We start from the raw sequence: 19,952 nt of genomic DNA on the forward strand, positions 1-19,952 counted from the left end.
CTGCACGAACTTCTCTGAAATGGCATTTGACAAATACATTCATCGTGTTATGATGTTTATGAAAATTGAATGAAAATTCGAACCACTAGGGGTGCCTTTAAAAGGCTGAGATTAAAGTATAACTTTAAGACCCTTGGAACCTGATCTGGTTTATACCAGCGGAGGGAAGTGGCGTAGCGGAATATGTGTAAGTATATTTCCTTTTCCAATACAACCACTTTCTTTACGTCGGTAAAGAAAGTGGTTTTTTTGTTGCCATAGTGGTTCCTTCTCATTCAAATAAAAAGGAGGAAAAGTTATGCAAAAAGGACTGAAGTTGTCGGATATTTTGGTAACCATTATCATTGCCCTGATTTTTGGACTGATCTACAAACTGTGGGGGCCTTTATACGGTGTGGTTTCTACCTTTGGTCTACATATCGAACAATTGATTTATGGGATGTGGTTCATCGCTGCAACTGTGGCTTTCTTGATTATCCGGAAGCCGGGCGTTGCCATACTGGCAGAAGTCGCTGCCGCCCACGGTGAGTTTATTTTTGGGGGAGAGTGGGGTGTAGCAACACTGATTTTTGGTTTGGGGCAAGGCTTGGCTGCCGAGTTGATTTTTGCAGCATTCGGCTATAAACGGTTTACTGTTTTGGTTGTATCCTTTGCAGCTGTAGCCTCGGCTGTAGCTTCTATCGGTATTGATTATTATTACGGTTATATCGGTGACTTGGCACTTTGGAATTTGGGTTTGATGGTTGGAGCAAGGATTCTGGGAGCGATTCTAATCGCTGGATTATTTGCTCATTTGATTGTCACAGCCTTGGAAAAGACCGGTGTAACCAACCTGGTACGTCCGCTTTCAAAGGAAGATTACCATGCTTTGGACTAGAAACAAGGTGATGCTATGACCGTTGTAGCTGGAGTAGAAAATTTGCGACTGAAATACCCGGGGACAGATTCCCTTTTGATGAAAGATTTCACCTTATCAATAGAACAGGGAGAAAAAGTGCTGATCATCGGACCATCAGGCTCGGGAAAATCGACATTGTTGCAAGTGATGACTGGGTTGATACCTGCTTCTGTCGAAGTTCCGATGAAAGCAGACGGTCTTAAAATTCCGCTGTCATGGGGCTACTTGTTCCAGGATCCGGATAGTCAGTTTTGCATGCCCTATGTCGATGAAGAGCTGGCATTCGTACTGGAAAATCTCCGGGTTCCTTCATCGGAAATGCGAAATTACATGTCACATTATTTAGAGCAAGTAGGTTTGAGTTTTGACAATCTTCATACAAGTATCCAAACATTATCCGGAGGTATGAAACAACGGCTCGCAATAGCTTCTGTACTGGCACTTGAGGCAGATACCCTTTTTCTGGACGAACCGACAGCTATGCTTGATCCTGCCGGCACGAAAGAAGTCTGGGAGACCATAAAAGGTATTGCGAATGACAAGACATGTATTATTGTGGAGCACAAAATAGACCAGATCATTGAATTCGTTGACAGGGTAATACTCTTGGACGAAAAAGGTGAAATCCGGGCAGACGGTTCTGCGAACAGTGTGTTTGAAGCCAATAAGCAAGTCTTGAGGGAGCAAGGTATTTGGTATCCGTCCGTTTGGGAGGACTACCTGGAAACCAAGCCGAAAAACGTTATAACCTCTTTAGCAGAAGCAAAGCCTCTCATATCTTTATCGGGATTCACCGGTTACAGAGGTGGTACCGAAACAATCAAGATACAGAAGGCCGATGTATTCCCGGGAGAGTGGATTACCATCATTGGAGAAAATGGAGCGGGAAAAAGCACCCTGCTGCATGCCCTGATGAAACTAGTTAAAACAAAGGGATACTATTATTTATTTGAGAAGGAATACAAGAAAACTTCCGATATAGCAAAGTACATCTCATTTGTATTCCAAAATCCCGAATTGCAGTTCGTGACAAATTCAGCTGCGGGTGAAGTAGCTTACAGCTTAGAAAGAGAAAACTGGTCCCGAGAAGCAATCGACCATAAAGTAGGTGAACTGCTTGATCGTTATCGTTTAACTGCAGAGCGGGACAATCATCCATACCAGCTTTCCATGGGACAGAAACGCAGGCTTAGCGTGGCTTCCGCAGTAGTTAAGGAGCAGCCGGTCCTCCTGTTGGATGAACCCACTTTCGGGCAGGATGCAGCAAACACGTTTACCATCCTGGAGCAATTAGAGGAACTACAGCGAAGAGGAACGACTATCATGATGGTCACCCATGACCGGAACATTGTCAAAAACTTTGCGACAAGGGTGTGGGAAATTGAAAATGGAATGTTGGCAAAAGATGTTTCTACTGTTGAGTTTTTCCATGGACGAGCAGCGGGATCCGTTTGATCGGGGAGGATACAATGCAATTAAATCTTAGTTACCAAGAGACTTGGCTTCACAAAATCAATCCAAGCTTGAAATTTTTCCTTGTTGTCCTGTTGTTCGTTGGTATTTTATTCATCCATGACATCAACTATTTGATCAACTTTTTCATGGGGACAATCCTTTTATATTTGTTTTTCACAGGCCACCCAGGGAAACGGTTGGTATTGATCGGGATTCCGTTTCTCCTTATTTTTATCACTTCGTCGACTTCGATGGTGTTCTTCGGAAAAGGGGAAACAACGTGGCTTCAATGGGGGCTTGTCCATATTAGCGAGGAAAGTTTTTTCAGAGGGATTCATTTAGGCTTCAGGGGGCTCGTATTCGCTGTGCTTGGCGTTATTTTCGCTTTGACAACAAGACCGGTTTACTTGTTTTATTCGCTGATGCAGCAATTGAAGCTAAGACCAAAATATGCTTACAGTTTTATGGCAGCAGTCCGGTTGGTTCCCATTATAATCGGTGAGCTGCAGACACTTCGATACGCATTGAAAATCAGAGGGATAGAGAATGAAAAAGGTTTGGCCGGTTTTTATAAAAAGCTTAAAGCCTATGCAATACCGTTGCTCGCCCAGAGTATTCGCAGAGCTCACAGGATTGCAGTCGCAATGGAAGCAAAACGTTTCACAGCGGGGGAAAAGCGGACCTTCTACTATCAAATCGGCTTTTCCAAGTACGATATATGGTTTGTTTGTTATTTTCTAGTGTTGATTCTCTTGTCATATGCAATGACTGCTAATTTTCCATATTTACCTGTCGGTGATGTCCGCTATGGCAGTCAATAAAAGAGGGGATGTTTTTATGGACAAAAAACTGCACATCGTTACAACGGGAAGACAATCAGCCGGTGAATTGTCCCGGATACTTGGTGCCATTCATCCGTATATTGATGCAATCCATGTTCGGGAAAAGGAGAGAACTTCAAGAGAAATCTATTACATAGTCAACCGATTGACGGATCAGGGAGTGCCTTCATCCAAGATAATTATAAATGACAGAGCTGATATAGCACTGGCAACGAAGGTAAGCGGGGTTCACCTCGGACACCAATCCCTTCCGGCAGCAGTGATGAAGCGGCGGTTTCCGTCCCTTTGTGCCGGGGCTTCCGTCCATTCGGTGGATGAGGCACTTTTTGCGCAGGGACAAGGGGTAGATTATTTGCTGTTCGGACATGTGTTTTCAACCGGCAGTAAGCCGGGTTTACCGCCAAAGGGGCTGTGCCAGCTTGAAAGAGCAGTATCGGCAGTTGAAACACCTGTTATAGCCATAGGTGGTGTTAAACCGGAAAACATGAAGGAGACCCTTGAAACAGGCGTGGAGGGGGTGGCAGTTATGTCTGGTGTGCTTGAAGCAGCCGACCCGGTCGCAGCTGTACAGAGCTATGGGCAGTATTTGAATAAAGTTGTATAAAAGGAGGGCACGTATGCGGTATGACACAATTATTGTCGGCGGTGGTGTGATCGGTTGTTCCATTGCTTACCGGTTGGCGAAAAGGGGACAGAAGGTGCTGGTTTTGGAAAAGGACCGGATCGGTAGTAAGGCATCCAGAGCTGCAGCCGGTATGCTGGGGGCACAGGCAGAATTGGAAGAAGATGGCCCGCTCTTCCAGCTTGCGAGAAAGAGCAGGGAGCTGTTTCTTCCACTTGCAGATGAGATAAAGGAAGATACTGGAATCGATATCGAACTGGTCAACAAAGGAATGTACAAGGTAGCAAGGTCCGAGGAAGAGGTGGAGGAATACACACGAGTTATGGATTTTCAAAAGAAGGCAGGTGCAGATGTCGAATGGCTTACTGGAGAAAATCTGCGGGTTTTGGAACCCATGCTTTCTGAGTCTGTATTAGGTGCCATGTATTTAGAAAAAGACGGACAGGTTTCCGCTCCCCAACTTACAGAAGGTCTTTGGAAAGCAGCCGTTGCCCATGGAGTCGAAGTGAAAGAGTTTGCCGATGTCCAATCGTTTTTATTAGGTAGAGAATCTGTTGATGGAGTGGTGACTAGTGAAGGGAAGTATTTGAGTGAAAATGTAGTGGTTGCGGCGGGAGCTTGGAGCGGCAAACTGCTGGAACAGGCAAAGCTGTCCATTGAAACCTATCCGGTTAAAGGAGAATGTTTTTCGGTTATCTCTCCGCGCCCTCTACTTACTGCCACCATCTTTTCGCATGGGTGTTACCTCGTACCTAAAAAAGGAGGACGGCTGGTCGTTGGTGCCACCGTACATCCCCGCACGTTTAACCAACAAATAACTGTCGGGGGAATCTCTTCATTGATGGAAAAAGCCGAGAAGCTGCTTCCGGCGATTAAGAAGGCTGAGTGGGAGATGGCCTGGACAGGAATCCGGCCGCAAACAGAGGATGGGCTTCCATATCTCGGGGAGCATCCGAACTGCAAAGGTCTTTTCGTGGCAGCCGGACATTATCGAAACGGGATTTTACTTTCCCCGATAACCGGGATTGTGATGGCTGATTTGATAGAGCGAAAGGACTTAAATATAAACCTCGGACCGTTTCGGTTGAACAGAAGGAATCCGACATTAGTTTAAAGAATGGAGGCAGACATGGAATTAATTATTAACGGAGACAAAGTTACAGTGCCGGACGCGATTGAAAATGTCAGTCAACTCTTGGAGCATTATAACGTCGATCAGAAGGTGGTCATCGTGGAGTTGAATGGAACGATATTGGAAAAAGAAACCCATCGGGAAAACCATATTTCGGGTGGAGATAAAATGGAATTAGTACATTTTGTAGGAGGCGGTTGATATGTTGAATATAGGACCATATGAATTTTCATCGAGACTTTTGCTGGGGACCGGCAAGTACCCGGATTTTGAAACACAGAAGCAGGCAGTAGATGTTTCAGAAACGGAGATTTTGACGTTTTCTGTTCGAAGAATGAACATTTTCGAGGAAAGCCAGCCTAACTTTTTAGAAAAACTTGATGTGGAAAAATATACACTGCTGCCAAATACGGCTGGTGCGAAAACGGCAGAAGAAGCAGTTCGAACGGCCAAACTGGCCAAAGCTTCCGGCCTCTGCGATATGGTCAAAGTAGAAGTGATCGGCGACCAAAAAACATTGCTCCCGGACCCTGTGGAAACATTGAAAGCCTCTGAAGAGCTGTTGAAAGAAGGCTTTATTGTTCTACCATACACATCGGATGACGTTTTGCTTGCAAAGCGGCTGGAAGAACTGGGATGCCATGCGATCATGCCGGGTGCCTCCCCGATTGGTTCTGGCCAGGGAATTGTCAATCCGTTGAATCTGAGTTTTATCATCGAACAATCTGAGGTGCCGGTAATTGTTGATGCTGGAATTGGTACCCCTTCTGATGCTACGATAGCAATGGAAATGGGCGCAGATGGTGTTTTACTTAACACTGCTGTCTCTGCAGCGAAAGACCCAGTCAAGATGGCCGAAGCAATGAAGCTTGCTATTATGTCAGGGAGACTCGGATATAAAGCTGGCCGTATTCCAAAAAAACGCTACGCGACAGCGAGTAGTCCGACGGAAGGAATGAGTATCGGGTGAACGATCGTTATTCACGACAACAGCTTTTTAGCCCGGTTGGTGTCGTGGGGCAGGAGAAAATAAGCAAAAAGCATGTCTTGATTGTAGGAGCCGGAGCACTCGGCACCGGAAGTGCGGAAGGGTTGTGCAGGGCTGGAGTCGGCAGGCTGACGATTGTCGACCGTGATTATGTAGAATGGAGCAACCTGCAGCGCCAGCAACTGTACAGCGAGCAAGACGCAGATGAAAGACTTCCCAAAGCGGTGGCCGCAAAACAAAGGCTGCAACAAATCAATTCAGAAGTAGAGATAGAATCTCTTGTAATGGATGTAGGGATAGAAGAGATGGAAGCCCTCGTTTCCAATGTGGATCTTATCCTGGATGCAACGGATAATTTCGATATCAGGATGATTATTAACGATATTTCACAAAAACATGAAGTTCCCTGGATTTATGGAGCGTGTGTCGGAAGTTATGGAATAAGTTATACCATCATTCCTGGCAAGACGCCTTGCTTGCAATGTTTGTTAAAAACAGTACCAATCGGAGGATTGACTTGTGACACTGTGGGAATCATCAGTCCGGCAGTACAGATGGTTGTCGCTTATCAGGTCTCCGAAGCTTTGAAGATTCTTGTGGAAGATATGGATGCAGTCCGTACCAAGCTTGTCTCTTTTGATCTTTGGAAAAACCAGCAGGCGGTAATTAAAGTAGATAAATTGAAAAAGGATAACTGCTTATCATGCGGTACCGAACGCACTTATCCTAATCTTAGTTATATGAATCAAACGAAGTCTGCTGTCCTTTGTGGAAGAGACACCGTGCAAATCCGTCCCCCGAAGCGGATGGACAGGGATCTGGAACAGTTAGCAGGACTACTTTCCAGTCAGGGTGGGGAAGTTTCGCTTAATCCTTATCTTTTATCTTATAAACATGAACCGCATAGACTGGTTGTCTTCCGGGACGGGAGAGTGCTGATCCATGGAACAAAAGATATAGCTGAAGCAAAATCTCTCTATCACCGGTACTTAGGGTGAACAGTGGATAGCAGTTTTACTGTAAAAGCCGGAATTACAGTGGCAGTTCTCGAAGTGTGATATCAGGGATAAACCTCTTTCGGGGAAAATTGTAAAGTTGACGGGCGGTGCAAGTTACTGCCCGTTTTTTGTATGTTGAAAATTTTTGCGAAATGTACTACCATACTTAATGGGTAATCAATAGATTTGCTTTGGGAGAAGTACCCAAGTCCGGCTGAAGGGGATGCACTCGAAATGCATTAGGGCGGGTTACCGCCGCGTGGGTTCGAATCCCACCTTCTCCGCCATCTATTAAACTTTATACTTAACAGGTATTTGAAAAAAACTGTTGTCAATTACGATTTAATCCGATAGTATTATATTGTTCGATTACAAAATCTACAAAACGTTGAAAATAGAAATTATACATGTATGAAAAGGCAAACTATTTGAAAGAATAGGACGCAAAGTCAAGGGTCTAACGCCTGGAAGCCTCCAGAGCCAGGATCGCCTGACTGCCATCCATGAGAATCACTTGGCTATACCAAACCTACTGGTATAGCTTTTTTTTATTCCCACAAATCCCCATCTCCTTACTGACATGAAATTCCACAACCTTTGCACATTATAGATAAACTACGACATAACTGGCATATGGTTTTCTCCCATCCTGAATAAGTCGAGTGCTATACAACCGCTACGGCAGAACACTTCGCTTTCCGCGGGCACGGCCTCAGCCTCCTCATCAGCAAAGAACGCTTCTTGCGGGGTCTTCGGACTCGTAGGACTGCGATTACTCGTCCCATCGAAGACCTTTCGCTATTCCTGCAGGAGTCTGCGTGTTCTGCCTACATTGGTAGAAGTTCTTTGAAATTTGACTGGGAATATTCCATTTTAGACATATTTTATGGCCAATTCTCACTTAATCAGAATTCTATCCAAAGCGGAGGAAAAATGCGACACTCCTTGAAAATAAAGTTCGATTTTCTGCGTGCGGTGTAAATGCATGGATGTCTTTTCAAAGTCCTGGGGGAAGAGCAGCTTCCGAAGACCCCGCAGTGAGCGCTTTTTGCTCAAGAGGAGGCTGAGGTGCTGCCCCCGGAAAGGGAGTATTTTTCTGCAGCACCGGGTTAGCATTCAACTAAAATTAGAAAAAGAAGAAGCCACATAAAAATGAATTGTCACTAGTTCGCAGTTTCCCTCAACTATAGAGCATAAAAATTCACTGGCCTTTGGCGGTTTCTTGGACCTTCAGCAGAGTATGCCAAAGGGCCGTAAATTTAAAATCTTACCCTCATTTCTGTCAAAATAAACATAAATTTTACAAAATAGGCTATAATTTTTCATTTTTCTACCGATATAAAAAACATAGGAGAACGAATTCAAAAGGAACATCCACCAATTCTTTTATAGAAAAGCGGTAAATTCGTCGACAGATTTGTGTTTGAAAGCAACTAGAAATTGAGGTGTTAGTGAATGGATAAATCAACAATAATTGGACTTTTGCTAGGGTTCGTGGCAATTGGCGTCGGTATGGTCATGAAAGGGGTGAGCATAGCAGCCCTCATAAACCCTGCAGCCATTTTGATCATATTTCTGGGAACCGCTGCAGCTGTCTTGATTGCCTTTCCGATGAAAACAATAAAGAAAATTCCGGCTTTGTTCCGGATTTTGTTTAAAGAGGAGGAAACCGATCAAACCCATGAAGTGATTGAACGTTTTACTGAATGGGCTGATGTCGTGCGAAAAGAAGGTATCCTGTCACTTGAAGCGCATTTGGATGACATTGAGGATACTTTTTTGAAATCCGGGATAGAACTGTCGATAGATGGCCAGGACTCTGATTACATCAGAGATGTTCTGCAGGAGAAAATTGAAGCGATGGAACAAAGGCATCAAAAAGGGGCAAGAGTATTTACACAGGCAGGGACATATGCACCTACATTAGGGGTTTTGGGAGCTGTGATCGGATTAGTCGCCGCTTTGGGCCACATGGAAGATACCGATGCATTGGGTGCTTCCATTTCGGCTGCTTTTATTGCAACCATGTTTGGGATATTCTCAGGATATGTGTTATGGCATCCATTTGCCAATAAACTGAAAGAGAAATCCAAGAATGAAGTTCAAGTGAAACAAATTATGATCGAAGGAATTCTGTCAGTTACCAACGGTGAATCACCTATGATTGTCAAAGACAAGCTGAGTTCCTATTTGTCCCCTTCTGAACAAGTAAAATTAAATGAGAACAAGCAGCAAGCGGGGGAAGATGATGCGTAAAAGAAGAAAAAGCGAGGATGAAGAACATGTAGACGAATCCTGGTTGATTCCTTATGCCGATATATTAACGCTTCTTCTTGCTTTATTTATTGTTTTATTTGCAATGAGTGAAGTGGATTCAGAAAAGTACCAGGAACTGGCCACAGTATTCAATAATGAACTGGGTAATGGAGAGGGAGTTCTCGAACACAGTAACAGCATTGTCGAGGNTGCAGCACCGGGTTAGCATTCAACTAAAATTAGAAAAAGAAGAAGCCACATAAAAATGAATTGTCACTAGTTCGCAGTTTCCCTCAACTATAGAGCATAAAAATTCACTGGCCTTTGGCGGTTTCTTGGACCTTCAGCAGAGTATGCCAAAGGGCCGTAAATTTAAAATCTTACCCTCATTTCTGTCAAAATAAACATAAATTTTACAAAATAGGCTATAATTTTTCATTTTTCTACCGATATAAAAAACATAGGAGAACGAATTCAAAAGGAACATCCACCAATTCTTTTATAGAAAAGCGGTAAATTCGTCGACAGATTTGTGTTTGAAAGCAACTAGAAATTGAGGTGTTAGTGAATGGATAAATCAACAATAATTGGACTTTTGCTAGGGTTCGTGGCAATTGGCGTCGGTATGGTCATGAAAGGGGTGAGCATAGCAGCCCTCATAAACCCTGCAGCCATTTTGATCATATTTCTGGGAACCGCTGCAGCTGTCTTGATTGCCTTTCCGATGAAAACAATAAAGAAAATTCCGGCTTTGTTCCGGATTTTGTTTAAAGAGGAGGAAACCGATCAAACCCATGAAGTGATTGAACGTTTTACTGAATGGGCTGATGTCGTGCGAAAAGAAGGTATCCTGTCACTTGAAGCGCATTTGGATGACATTGAGGATACTTTTTTGAAATCCGGGATAGAACTGTCGATAGATGGCCAGGACTCTGATTACATCAGAGATGTTCTGCAGGAGAAAATTGAAGCGATGGAACAAAGGCATCAAAAAGGGGCAAGAGTATTTACACAGGCAGGGACATATGCACCTACATTAGGGGTTTTGGGAGCTGTGATCGGATTAGTCGCCGCTTTGGGCCACATGGAAGATACCGATGCATTGGGTGCTTCCATTTCGGCTGCTTTTATTGCAACCATGTTTGGGATATTCTCAGGATATGTGTTATGGCATCCATTTGCCAATAAACTGAAAGAGAAATCCAAGAATGAAGTTCAAGTGAAACAAATTATGATCGAAGGAATTCTGTCAGTTACCAACGGTGAATCACCTATGATTGTCAAAGACAAGCTGAGTTCCTATTTGTCCCCTTCTGAACAAGTAAAATTAAATGAGAACAAGCAGCAAGCGGGGGAAGATGATGCGTAAAAGAAGAAAAAGCGAGGATGAAGAACATGTAGACGAATCCTGGTTGATTCCTTATGCCGATATATTAACGCTTCTTCTTGCTTTATTTATTGTTTTATTTGCAATGAGTGAAGTGGATTCAGAAAAGTACCAGGAACTGGCCACAGTATTCAATAATGAACTGGGTAATGGAGAGGGAGTTCTCGAACACAGTAACAGCATTGTCGAGGTTGCAGAAAAGAAAACAGCTGAAGAGGAAAGTAATACTGAAACTGAAACAGAGGATAAGAGTGAGGAAGAACTCCACCAACTTGATCAGCTTAAGCAGGATATCGATCAGTACATTGAAGGAAATGATCTTCCGGAAAAACTTGGCACAAAGCTGACAGATGAAGGTCTCTTGGTGTCAATTAAAGACGACGTTTTTTTTGATCCTGGAAGTGCTGCGGTAAAAGGGGACGGAAAGGAAATCGCAAAGGAAATATCTGAATTTCTTTATACCGATCCACCTCACCAGATTGTTGTTAGCGGACATACCGATAATGTCCCTATCCATAACAGGGAATTTGCTTCCAACTGGGATTTGAGTGTTATGCGGGCGGTGAATTTTATGAGGTTGTTATTAGATAACGAAAAACTGGAGGCCCAACGTTTCAGCGCCAAAGGGTTTGGTGAACATCAACCGATCGCTCCAAATGATAGTGTAGAGAACAGGGCCAAAAATAGAAGGGTAGAGGTACTCATCCTTCCCAACTATGAAATCGAAGTTGATGATAAAAATAATTAGATTTACATATATTTGCTAATTATGTGTAAATTTGTAGAATTATGTAGAATCTAGTTGTTAATAGGTATTTTTTACGATAAAATTAGTTATAATAATAGGTATAAAGTCTTATTTGGTTGCAGAATTACATAAAATTGGATGAAAAGGCAAACTATCCGAAAGGTTAGGACGCAAAGTTACGGGTCTAAAGTTCTGTTCTATTAGCAGGATGATGATCGCCTGACTACCAAACTAGGTTTATGAGGTAACTTAAACTTATTGGCTATCCCTTCTTCTTAGTGGATAGCTGTTTTTTTACCCTTTTTAAATCGAGTTTACGTTATAAGAAACAAGCTGCCAGTCTTTCATCTGTGGCGTATTTTAAAAAAGGGAGAAGTGATAATATTGTTGCAAGTTTCAGAGAAAAACAGTCAGAGTATCACCAATTTACTAAATGGTACAGTTAATTCTATTAAAAATGTGGTTCCACTGGAGTTATCACTTAATAAACCAGAGTTGTCAGGTCAGGTGCTCAGATTGGAGTTCGGAGTTCTGATCGGTATCACAGGCGATATCAAAGGAAAGATGGTTCTGGCAGGGGATCCGTCCGTTTTTGGCTTTATTGGCAACTCGATGTTCGGAATGCCGTTGGAAGGGGAGATGTTAAGTTCTTTCAGTGGTGAGCTGGGTAATATGATTGCCGGAGGTCTATCCACTAATATCAACTCGGAAGGTGTTAAAACGGATATTACGTCCCCGACCATATTAGAAGGAAATACAACATTGTCGGGTTATGGAAAAGCCCTGTGCCTGCCAGTTACGTTCCAAGAAGCAGGATCGATGAATATTTATTTATTGCTAGATTCATAGGAGGATTTCGATGGATACAAATGAATACACGGATATATTCCTGGACGAAAGCCGGGATCATTTGCAAGCGGTAAATGACAATTTGTTAAAGTTGGAAAAACAACCCGGAGAGCTGGGATTGGTTGCTGAAATTTTCAGGTCTGCACACACCCTGAAAGGGATGGCTGCGACGATGGGGTTTGAGGATATTGCTTCTTTGACACATCAAATGGAAAATGTTCTGGATTTGATAAGGAACAGCCAGTTGGAAGTGACGACAGAAGTGATAGATGTAACCTTTGAAGCGACAGAATCACTAGAGGAAATGGTCAGTGATATTGCAGAAGGCGGTATGGGGAAGAAGGACGTTTCCCATCTTGTCAATCAGCTAGTACATATTGAAAAGGGGACTTCTCCTGGAAGTGAAGCAGGAGAGATACCTGTAGAAACAGCAGCTGTAGAAATGAAGCTTGATGAATATCAGTCGACCGTTATTCTTCAGGCAAAAGAGCAAGGATTTGAGGCTTTGCAGGTGAAAGTCCGTCTTAATGAAGATTGTATGTTAAAAGCAGCACGCGTTTTTATGGTTTTTGAAGGGTTGGAAGAGATGGGCGAAGTGTTAATTTCTGTTCCGGCTGTTGAGGAACTGGAAGAAGAGAAATTTGAACAGGAATTTACAGTACTCTTGTTGACTAAAGAAACCATAGACACAGTACAAGCCAGAATAAACAAAGTCTCTGAGGTGGAAAGTGTGGAGGCAGGTGTTCTGCCTGACAAGCTGGATACGGCTGAAGAGAACCAAGCGAATAAGCCGGAGGAAAACCTGGAGAAGGCTGAACAAGGAAAAAGTCCACAGGCCAAGCAAGGTACTTCCAAAACAATCAGGGTCAACATTGACCGGATTGATTATTTGATGAATTTGTTCGAAGAAATGGTCATTGACCGAGGCCGGTTGGAGGATTTATCCAAGCAAGTTGGCAACCATGATTTGATAGAAACAGTAGAACACATGTCACGGGTCACCCAGGATATGCAAAGTATGCTCCTTACGATGAGAATGGTTCCGGTAGAACAGGTTTTCAACCGTTTTCCACGCATGGTCCGCAGTCTTGCCAAAGACTTAGGCAAAGAGATAAACCTGGAAGTCTATGGCGCCGACACGGAGTTAGATCGGACTGTTGTCGATGAGATAGGCGACCCGTTAGTTCATTTGATTCGAAATTCTATCGATCATGGAGTTGAATCTCCTGCCAAGCGGAAAGAACGCGGGAAATCAGAATCAGGAACACTGGTGCTTAATGCTTTTCACAGTGGAAATCATGTATTCATCGAAATCCGGGATGATGGCGGCGGAATCAATCGGGAGAAAGTGGTAGAAAAAGCGATCAGCAACGGGTTGATCACAGAGGAGCGCTCAGAGAAATTGACTAACGAGGAAGTCTATGATTTGATTTTCGCTCCTGGCTTCAGCACTGCCGATCAGGTTTCGGATATTTCCGGTCGTGGTGTTGGTTTAGATGTGGTGAGAAACAAAATTGAATCACTTGGCGGTCATATCAATGTAGAATCTGCTCCTAAGCAAGGCAGTAAGTTTACGATCCAACTACCGCTGACATTATCAATCCTTTCGACGCTGCTTGTCAAAGTAGCGAATGAAACATATGCGATTCCACTATCTTCGATTGAAGAAACAGTTCTGTTGAAAAAGTCTCAAATCATGTATATGAAAAACCAACCTGTGATGGATTTCAGAGGAAAAGTCATACCGATTCTTTCACTGGAAGAAATCTTTAAAATGCCGGCAGTACAGACAGAGGAAGAACAATCCAATGTTTCGGTTGTAATTGTCAGGAAAGGCGAAAAGATGACAGCACTTGTGGTTGACTCCTTTATTGGCCAGAAAGAAGTCGTTTTAAAATCACTGGGTGATTTTCTGCCGAATGTATTTGCCATTTCCGGTGCTACCATTTTAGGGGATGGTCGTGTTTCTTTAATTATAGATCCAAATGAACTAATCATGTGAACGGGGGACGATTAACATGGAAGAAGTGTCAAAAGTTATCGTATTCGAATTAAAGGATGAAAAATATGGCGTTGACATTCAACAAGTACGTTCCATCGAACGACTGCAAAATGTAACGGAAGTACCAAGAACTGCCGCATTCATAAAAGGGGTAATCAACCTTCGAGGTGACATAACCCCTATCATCGATTTGAAAGAGCGACTTCAAATCGGAGAAACAGAATATACGGATGAAACCAGGATATTAATCATCAATATCGACACCATACAAGTCGGGCTTATCGTCGATTCGGCGACAGATGTAGTGGATATTGATTCATCGATCATAGATCCGCCGCCTAGAATTATCGGCGGAGTAACCGACGATTTTCTCCGAGGTGTAGCAAAACTAGAGGATAAATTATTGATTTTGCTTGATATGGAACGAGTACTTACCCTCGAAGAAATAAATGAAGTGCAAGAGGTTATCGAAGACTGACCACAGTGCTGCCCGGTTCCTTCTTCCGAATATGGGGAGAACGGAGGCCGGCATTCGGTTGGTGCTAGTAGTAATAACAGGGGAAGGGAATAACCCCATTATAAATGTAGGAGGAATAAAGATGGCGAAAGTATTGGTGACAGATGACGCTTTGTTCATGCGCATGCAGCTTAAAGACATTTTAACTAATTTAGGTCACGAGGTTGTTGGCGAAGCAGAGAATGGCCAGGTTTCTGTGGAAAAATACCAGGAACTTCAGCCCGATTTGGTCACGATGGATATCACGATGCCAGAGATGAACGGTGTCGAAGCTTTAAAAGAAATCAAAAAAATTGATAACACGGCTAAAGTCATCATGTGTTCTGCGATGGGACAACAGGATATGGTCGTGGAAGCAATTCAGGCAGGTGCAAAAGACTTTATCGTTAAGCCGTTTTCTGCTGAAAGAATAGAAGAATCACTAAACAAAGTTTTATAGACAACCAAACATCAGGGGGTATTACGATGAAGAAGATATCATCATTGTTCAATTTTAAAACCCTGAAAACGAGAATCCTGTTTGGATTTGGATTGATCGTTTTCATGGTGCTATTGTTAGGCGCTTTTAATTTCTTTGCAGTGGATCGGATCAATTCCGGAAGTAGCGAGATTGTCGATGAGCAATTGCCAATGCTCATAGCCGATGAAAATATTGCTTTCAACATGGCCCGGGGAGTTTCTTTGGTCCGTGGTTACATGCTATATGGAGACGAAGAATACAAAGAACGTTTCGACAGTTATATGGAAGAAAGCGCAGAGTATCATGAGTTTGTGCTGGGAGAGACCGATTCGGAAAAAGTCAAAGAACTTATCGAAAAAAGCAATCAATGGAGAGAAATTGTTGTAGAAGACGTATTTGGAGAATATGACCGTGGTAATGAGGAAATAGCCATGGAAAACTTAGAGATCGTTGTGCAACCATTATCGCGTGAAATCATAGATGGTTTCGAAGAGTTCTCAGAACTGAGGGAAGCCAATATCCAGGCAGAAGGGAAAGATATTCTTCAAATAGGAAGCACTGTCTTATTCATAGGAATTGGAGTAGCTCTGCTTGTCATTGTTCTGGGTGTTGTGATCGCATTGGTTACTGCTCGGAAGATTTCCAACCCGATCATTGCAGTCAAAGACAGGATGTATGCGATCAGTGAGGGAGACCTGAGCCAGCCGCCTCTTGAGTCCAATTCAAAGGATGAAATAGGTCAGCTTGTGGCATCCACTAACTTGATGAATGACTTTATGCGTCAACTATTGCTGCAAATCAACACTGTTTCTGAAACGGTCAGCAGCCAAAGTGAAGAGTTGACTCAATCGGCCAGTGAAGTACGAACAGGTTCAGAACAAATTGCATCCACTATGCAGGAACTAGCATCAGGCACCGAATCACAGGCAACGAATGCCGGAGAGTTGTCGTCTGTAATGGAATCTTTCACAGCAAAAATGCAGGAAGCAAACGGCAATGGCGAAGAAATCTTCCACTCTTCATCAGAAGTTCTTGGTAAGACAGAAGATGGTGCTAAACTGATGGAACAGTCTGTAAGCCAGATGGAAACAATCGATCGAATCGTTCAGGATGCTGTCCTAAAAGTAAAAGGATTGGATGAACAGTCACAGAAAATTTCCAAGTTAGTATCCGTCATAAAAGATATTGCCGACCAGACCAACCTGTTGGCACTAAATGCTGCGATTGAGGCTGCAAGAGCAGGTGAGCATGGAAAAGGATTCGCTGTTGTGGCTGATGAAGTCAGGAAATTGGCGGAACAAGTAGGGGATTCGGTAACAGACATTACCGGTATTGTCACCAACATCCAGACAGAGTCCAGTATGGTTACGGAATCGTTGCAAGGCGGCTACAAGGAAGTCGAGAAAGGTACCAGCCAAATTGAAACCACTGGCGAGACTTTCGCAGAAATCAATGCAGCAGTTCAAAATATGGTCGATAAAATCAAGTCTGTAACGGCAAGCCTTTCTACCATGGCATCGGATAGCCAGCAAATGAGTGCTTCGATTGAGGAGATTGCTTCTGTATCGGAAGAAGCAGCAGCGGGAGTCGAGCAAACAAGTGCTTCAGCTCAGCAATCGAGCAGTTCCATGGAAGAAATCGCCGGCAGCTCTGGAGAACTTGCGCAGCTTGCAGAAGAATTGAATGATTTAGTATCTGAGTTTAAGCTCTAATTTTTTACAGGGTGAAACGGATAGAAGGGATAACCGGTAGACAAACTGGTTATCCCGTTTTAAAAGATTGGATGAGTGAATGTGGAGAACGGAAACGCATCAGTAGTAAAAGGAATGATGGAATGATGGGAAAACAATCAATAGTTATATTATATAGAATCGGACGTTTTTTGGAGACCGCTTGTATTGCAGGGAAATTGGTCGGCGGAGATGCAGTGATGAAAGTTGTCACCATTACGGGAGAAATTTATTTTACGGCAATTGCATCGGGTCCTGCAAGGCCATTACTGTAGGAGGATATGATGAATAATTTATCCTTTTGGAAGTCAAAAACGTTTTGGCTGATCATTCGAATAAACGTTGCTATTGTCGGTATTCTTTTTTTGCTTTTGACCATTTGTTCCCAGCTCGTCCTTTCTAATTACTCAGAAAAGCACTATCGGACCCTTTCAGAAAATGTTACCTCCAGAATGGAACATCAAATAACTAGTCTTTTGCTGGAGTTAAAAGAATTGGGTTCATCTATTCAGCAAGAAGCCAGTGAAGAAGCGTTAAATGATTATCTGCGCAATATTGTTCAATATTCTCCCTATATAGATGGTGGGACAGTTCTTAATGATTCAGGCGACGTGGTTGGTTACTATCCGGAGAAATTAAGAGATGCCGGCAATCTGCTTGGAAGAGATTATGTACAGAAAACGATAGCCACCAAGGCCATTCACTTCAGCAATATTATCAAAACCGGCGATCGGGAAATCATCGTCATGTCTGTGCCGATCTTGGAAAACGAGACCATAGATAGAATCGTCAACCTTTCCATTCACCTTAAAAGCAATAATATGTTTCAGTCTATATTCAGAGGACTGGAAATCGGCGAAGGAAGTTATGCTTATGTGATAGATGACAAGGGGAATATATTGTTTCATCCGGATGAAGAAAAAATCGGCTGGGACACATCTGCTCAAACTATGACAAAATGGGCATTGCAAGGGCAAAGTGGATATGAAGAAATCACGAATGACCAGGGTGAGTCTTTTTATACCTCTTTTCAGCATGTCAGCGGCTTAGACTGGCGGATCATTACACTCGTTCCGGTCACATCCACATTTATTGCATCTATGGAATTCCAGCATGTGCTATTTCCTATCTTTTTGGTATTATCTATTGGATTGTTTTTGATCATCACCTATCAAATGCATCGGAGTCTAAAGCCATTCTCCAGCTTGTCTGCAGCATTGGATAAAATGGGAAAGGGCAGATATCCAGAATTTATTGAGGGGACTGATGATCGCACTGAGATTGGGTCGATTATCAACAAGTTCAATCTGATGGTAAAAGAATTAAGGTTGCATAAAGAGGATATTCAACAGAAGACTAAAGAACTTAAACAAAACAGGAATTTTTTAAAGCGGATTATTAATAACAATCCTAATGGGATTTATGCGATGAATTGGTCGGGACAATATACAATCGTTAACAAAGAGTTCGCCCAGATGTTCCACCTCGACCCGGAGGAGGTCATTGGCAAGAAGGAAGAAGAGCTTAACCCCAATGATCCGGATGTCCTGAAATACTTGGAGATAAACCGCGAAGTCATCTCGACAGGTAAAGAGAAAGAAATGGAAGATTATTTTATCGACAAGAGCGGGAAGAAGCGCTGGTATCATATTGAGAAGGTACCGATCAAGAACGGGGATGATGAGCCGCTGGTGTTGACAGTGACGACAGATATTACTGACAGAAAATACCAGGAAGAAGTAATCAGACACCAGGCATACCATGACGACCTTACCATGCTGCCGAACCGCAAGTTGTTCTTGGAACGGTTGGAACAAGAAGTACAAGCTGCCAAAGAAGAGGAATATTCGTTTGCGTTGATATTCCTTGATTTGGACCGGTTTAAATATATTAATGACAGTTTTGGCCATGATGCAGGGGACAAACTGTTGAGGATGGCGGGTGAACGTCTTACAGGATTGCTTCCAGATTCCAATACGGTTTACCGGCTGGGGGGAGATGAATTCACTGTGCTTATCCCGAGATTGAACAATCGAAAGGAAGTCGCGCTGCTCTCCAAAGATATCCTGACTGAATTATCCGATCCGTACGAGATGGAGGATTATAAATTTATCAGTACTGCAAGTATTGGAATAAGTATCTTTCCGAATGACGACACGGATGCAGATTCATTAGTCAAACATGCAGATATCGCTATGTATAAGGCTAAGGAACAAGGGAAGAACACCTTTCGTTTTTACACTTCCGACATGGAAACAGAACTGGAGTCCAAACTGAGGCTGGAAATGGATTTATACCAGGCATTGGAAAAAGATCAACTGTTTGTTCAATATCAGCCTATCGTGAGCACGGAAAACGGAAGCATATCCGGCATGGAGGCTTTGTTGCGCTGGGAGCATCCGGAACTAGGGTTAATATCACCTGCCAAATTCATTCCGATTGCAGAAGAAACAGGTTTGATTCACACGCTGGGTGAATGGGTCCTGAGAAATGCATGCAGGCACCAGAAAGAACTGGAAAGGACCGGAGTTACTCCAATAAAGATAGCTGTTAATTTATCACCAGTTCAGTTGAAAGATCGTCGCATTATTGAAATAGTCAAGGATGTATTGGCAGAAACCGGAGTGAAGCCGGAGTATTTAGAACTTGAAATCACTGAATCAACCGTAATGGAAAACAGTCGTAAAGTGATCAAGCTGTTGAAGCAGTTGCGAAAAATCGGTGTCCGGATAGCAATGGACGATTTCGGAACTGGCTATTCTTCTCTGAATCTGTTAAAAAGCCTGCCAATCGATACATTGAAAGTCGATCGCTCTTTTGTCGAGCATTTATTGGAAAAAGAGGTGGAAGACGTCATCTTGAATGCAGTGTTCGATATAGCTGAAAAAATGAAACTTACCGTCATCGCAGAAGGAATCGAAACAGATGAGCAATATGCCTATCTTAAAGAAAAATATTGTCATCATGTCCAAGGTTTTTTATTCAGTCAGCCGTTGGCAGATAAACAATTCATTGAGTACGTGAAAGGGAATGCTGCATAGCTGTGTTAGGAAAAATTCATTTGTCAG

Annotated in this window: 18 protein-coding genes, 1 tRNA gene, 1 pseudogene and 3 riboswitches; all 20 genes and pseudogenes read left to right on the forward strand. The window is 43.0% G+C overall.

The features are described from left to right. Positions 1-77 precede the first annotated feature (77 nt). Positions 78-184: riboswitch (TPP riboswitch) on the forward strand. A 114-nt stretch (positions 185-298) separates the two neighbouring features. The 20 genes and pseudogenes from CZ434_RS19140 (at position 299) to CZ434_RS19230 (ending at position 19,925) form a co-directional block, all read left to right on the forward strand. Then, positions 299-877 carry an ECF transporter S component gene (locus tag CZ434_RS19140; RefSeq protein WP_077624586.1) on the forward strand — a complete coding sequence of 193 codons (579 nt, stop codon included), beginning with the start codon at positions 299-301 and terminating at the stop codon, positions 875-877. A gap of 15 nt (positions 878-892) precedes the next feature. Continuing rightward, complete coding sequence (locus tag CZ434_RS19145) at positions 893-2,353, forward strand: ABC transporter ATP-binding protein (protein WP_077624587.1); 1,461 nt, start codon at positions 893-895, stop codon at positions 2,351-2,353. Positions 2,354-2,367: 14 nt separating this feature from the next. After that, positions 2,368-3,174, forward strand: a complete 807-nt coding sequence (locus CZ434_RS19150) for an energy-coupling factor transporter transmembrane component T family protein (protein ID WP_077624588.1) — start codon at positions 2,368-2,370, stop codon at positions 3,172-3,174. A 16-nt stretch (positions 3,175-3,190) separates the two neighbouring features. After that, complete coding sequence (locus tag CZ434_RS19155; RefSeq protein ID WP_077625266.1) at positions 3,191-3,799, forward strand: thiamine phosphate synthase; 609 nt, start codon at positions 3,191-3,193, stop codon at positions 3,797-3,799. Between the two features lie 13 nt (positions 3,800-3,812). Next, on the forward strand, positions 3,813-4,931 hold the full coding sequence (thiO, locus tag CZ434_RS19160; RefSeq protein ID WP_077624589.1) for a glycine oxidase ThiO: 1,119 nt from the start codon (positions 3,813-3,815) through the stop codon (positions 4,929-4,931). 15 nt (positions 4,932-4,946) lie between these two features. Next, the gene (thiS, locus tag CZ434_RS19165; protein WP_077624590.1) at positions 4,947-5,150 is read left to right on the forward strand and encodes a sulfur carrier protein ThiS; all 204 of its coding nucleotides are present in this window, start codon (positions 4,947-4,949) and stop codon (positions 5,148-5,150) included. Position 5,151: 1 nt separating this feature from the next. Beyond that, positions 5,152-5,919 (forward strand): thiazole synthase, encoded by a 768-nt coding sequence (locus CZ434_RS19170; protein ID WP_077624591.1) that lies wholly within the window; start codon positions 5,152-5,154, stop codon positions 5,917-5,919. Further along, positions 5,916-6,935, forward strand: a complete 1,020-nt coding sequence (locus tag CZ434_RS19175; RefSeq protein ID WP_077624592.1) for a thiazole biosynthesis adenylyltransferase ThiF — start codon at positions 5,916-5,918, stop codon at positions 6,933-6,935. Before CZ434_RS19170 ends, CZ434_RS19175 begins: the two co-directional genes overlap by 4 nt. A 194-nt stretch (positions 6,936-7,129) precedes the next feature. Beyond that, positions 7,130-7,222 (forward strand) — tRNA-Ser (locus CZ434_RS19180). A gap of 121 nt (positions 7,223-7,343) precedes the next feature. Continuing rightward, a riboswitch (cyclic di-GMP riboswitch) is annotated at positions 7,344-7,437 on the forward strand. Positions 7,438-8,390: 953 nt separating this feature from the next. Then, entirely contained in the window at positions 8,391-9,191 is an 801-nt protein-coding gene (gene motA, locus CZ434_RS19185; protein WP_077624593.1) for a flagellar motor stator protein MotA, read from the forward strand. Next, positions 9,181-9,387 (forward strand): annotated as a pseudogene (locus CZ434_RS19190) (flagellar motor protein MotB); the annotation flags it as partial. The gene motA (CZ434_RS19185) and the pseudogene CZ434_RS19190, both read left to right, overlap by 11 nt. Positions 9,388-9,759: 372 nt before the next feature. Continuing rightward, entirely contained in the window at positions 9,760-10,560 is an 801-nt protein-coding gene (gene motA, locus CZ434_RS19195; RefSeq protein ID WP_077624593.1) for a flagellar motor stator protein MotA, read from the forward strand. Further along, entirely contained in the window at positions 10,550-11,326 is a 777-nt protein-coding gene (gene motB / locus CZ434_RS19200; RefSeq protein WP_077624595.1) for a flagellar motor protein MotB, read from the forward strand. The genes motA (CZ434_RS19195) and motB overlap by 11 nt, the downstream gene beginning before the upstream one ends. A 135-nt stretch (positions 11,327-11,461) precedes the next feature. Beyond that, positions 11,462-11,557, forward strand: a riboswitch (cyclic di-GMP riboswitch). A gap of 153 nt (positions 11,558-11,710) precedes the next feature. Next, positions 11,711-12,175 carry a chemotaxis protein CheX gene (locus CZ434_RS19205; RefSeq protein WP_425442080.1) on the forward strand — a complete coding sequence of 155 codons (465 nt, stop codon included), beginning with the start codon at positions 11,711-11,713 and terminating at the stop codon, positions 12,173-12,175. A 10-nt stretch (positions 12,176-12,185) separates the two neighbouring features. After that, positions 12,186-14,177 carry a chemotaxis protein CheA gene (locus CZ434_RS19210; protein ID WP_077624596.1) on the forward strand — a complete coding sequence of 664 codons (1,992 nt, stop codon included), beginning with the start codon at positions 12,186-12,188 and terminating at the stop codon, positions 14,175-14,177. A 16-nt stretch (positions 14,178-14,193) separates the two neighbouring features. Then, positions 14,194-14,655: a chemotaxis protein CheW gene (locus CZ434_RS19215; RefSeq protein ID WP_077624597.1), complete on the forward strand. Its 462-nt coding sequence runs from the start codon at positions 14,194-14,196 to the stop codon at positions 14,653-14,655. A gap of 121 nt (positions 14,656-14,776) precedes the next feature. Further along, positions 14,777-15,133: a response regulator gene (locus CZ434_RS19220; protein WP_077624598.1), complete on the forward strand. Its 357-nt coding sequence runs from the start codon at positions 14,777-14,779 to the stop codon at positions 15,131-15,133. A 26-nt stretch (positions 15,134-15,159) separates the two neighbouring features. After that, on the forward strand, positions 15,160-16,866 hold the full coding sequence (locus tag CZ434_RS19225; RefSeq protein WP_077624599.1) for a methyl-accepting chemotaxis protein: 1,707 nt from the start codon (positions 15,160-15,162) through the stop codon (positions 16,864-16,866). Between the two features lie 125 nt (positions 16,867-16,991). Then, on the forward strand, positions 16,992-17,159 hold the full coding sequence (locus CZ434_RS22320) for a hypothetical protein (protein WP_179107320.1): 168 nt from the start codon (positions 16,992-16,994) through the stop codon (positions 17,157-17,159). Positions 17,160-17,168: 9 nt separating this feature from the next. Then, complete coding sequence (locus tag CZ434_RS19230; protein ID WP_179107321.1) at positions 17,169-19,925, forward strand: bifunctional diguanylate cyclase/phosphodiesterase; 2,757 nt, start codon at positions 17,169-17,171, stop codon at positions 19,923-19,925. The last annotated feature ends 27 nt before the right edge of the window (positions 19,926-19,952 follow it).

The organism is Sediminibacillus massiliensis (assembly GCF_900156915.1).
In the GTDB taxonomy this organism is placed as follows: domain Bacteria; phylum Bacillota; class Bacilli; order Bacillales; family Amphibacillaceae; genus Sediminibacillus_A; species Sediminibacillus_A massiliensis.

Coding starts and splice junctions, on each gene's coding strand:
- CZ434_RS19140 (WP_077624586.1), top strand. CDS start 299: ATGCAAAAAGGACTGAAGTTGTCGGATATTTTGGTAACCATTATCATT.
- CZ434_RS19145 (WP_077624587.1), top strand. CDS start 893: ATGACCGTTGTAGCTGGAGTAGAAAATTTGCGACTGAAATACCCGGGG.
- CZ434_RS19150 (WP_077624588.1), top strand. CDS start 2,368: ATGCAATTAAATCTTAGTTACCAAGAGACTTGGCTTCACAAAATCAAT.
- CZ434_RS19155 (WP_077625266.1), top strand. CDS start 3,191: ATGGACAAAAAACTGCACATCGTTACAACGGGAAGACAATCAGCCGGT.
- thiO (WP_077624589.1), top strand. CDS start 3,813: ATGCGGTATGACACAATTATTGTCGGCGGTGGTGTGATCGGTTGTTCC.
- thiS (WP_077624590.1), top strand. CDS start 4,947: ATGGAATTAATTATTAACGGAGACAAAGTTACAGTGCCGGACGCGATT.
- CZ434_RS19170 (WP_077624591.1), top strand. CDS start 5,152: ATGTTGAATATAGGACCATATGAATTTTCATCGAGACTTTTGCTGGGG.
- motA (WP_077624593.1), top strand. CDS start 8,391: ATGGATAAATCAACAATAATTGGACTTTTGCTAGGGTTCGTGGCAATT.
- motA (WP_077624593.1), top strand. CDS start 9,760: ATGGATAAATCAACAATAATTGGACTTTTGCTAGGGTTCGTGGCAATT.
- motB (WP_077624595.1), top strand. CDS start 10,550: ATGATGCGTAAAAGAAGAAAAAGCGAGGATGAAGAACATGTAGACGAA.
- CZ434_RS19210 (WP_077624596.1), top strand. CDS start 12,186: ATGGATACAAATGAATACACGGATATATTCCTGGACGAAAGCCGGGAT.
- CZ434_RS19215 (WP_077624597.1), top strand. CDS start 14,194: ATGGAAGAAGTGTCAAAAGTTATCGTATTCGAATTAAAGGATGAAAAA.
- CZ434_RS19220 (WP_077624598.1), top strand. CDS start 14,777: ATGGCGAAAGTATTGGTGACAGATGACGCTTTGTTCATGCGCATGCAG.
- CZ434_RS19225 (WP_077624599.1), top strand. CDS start 15,160: ATGAAGAAGATATCATCATTGTTCAATTTTAAAACCCTGAAAACGAGA.
- CZ434_RS22320 (WP_179107320.1), top strand. CDS start 16,992: ATGGGAAAACAATCAATAGTTATATTATATAGAATCGGACGTTTTTTG.
- CZ434_RS19230 (WP_179107321.1), top strand. CDS start 17,169: ATGAATAATTTATCCTTTTGGAAGTCAAAAACGTTTTGGCTGATCATT.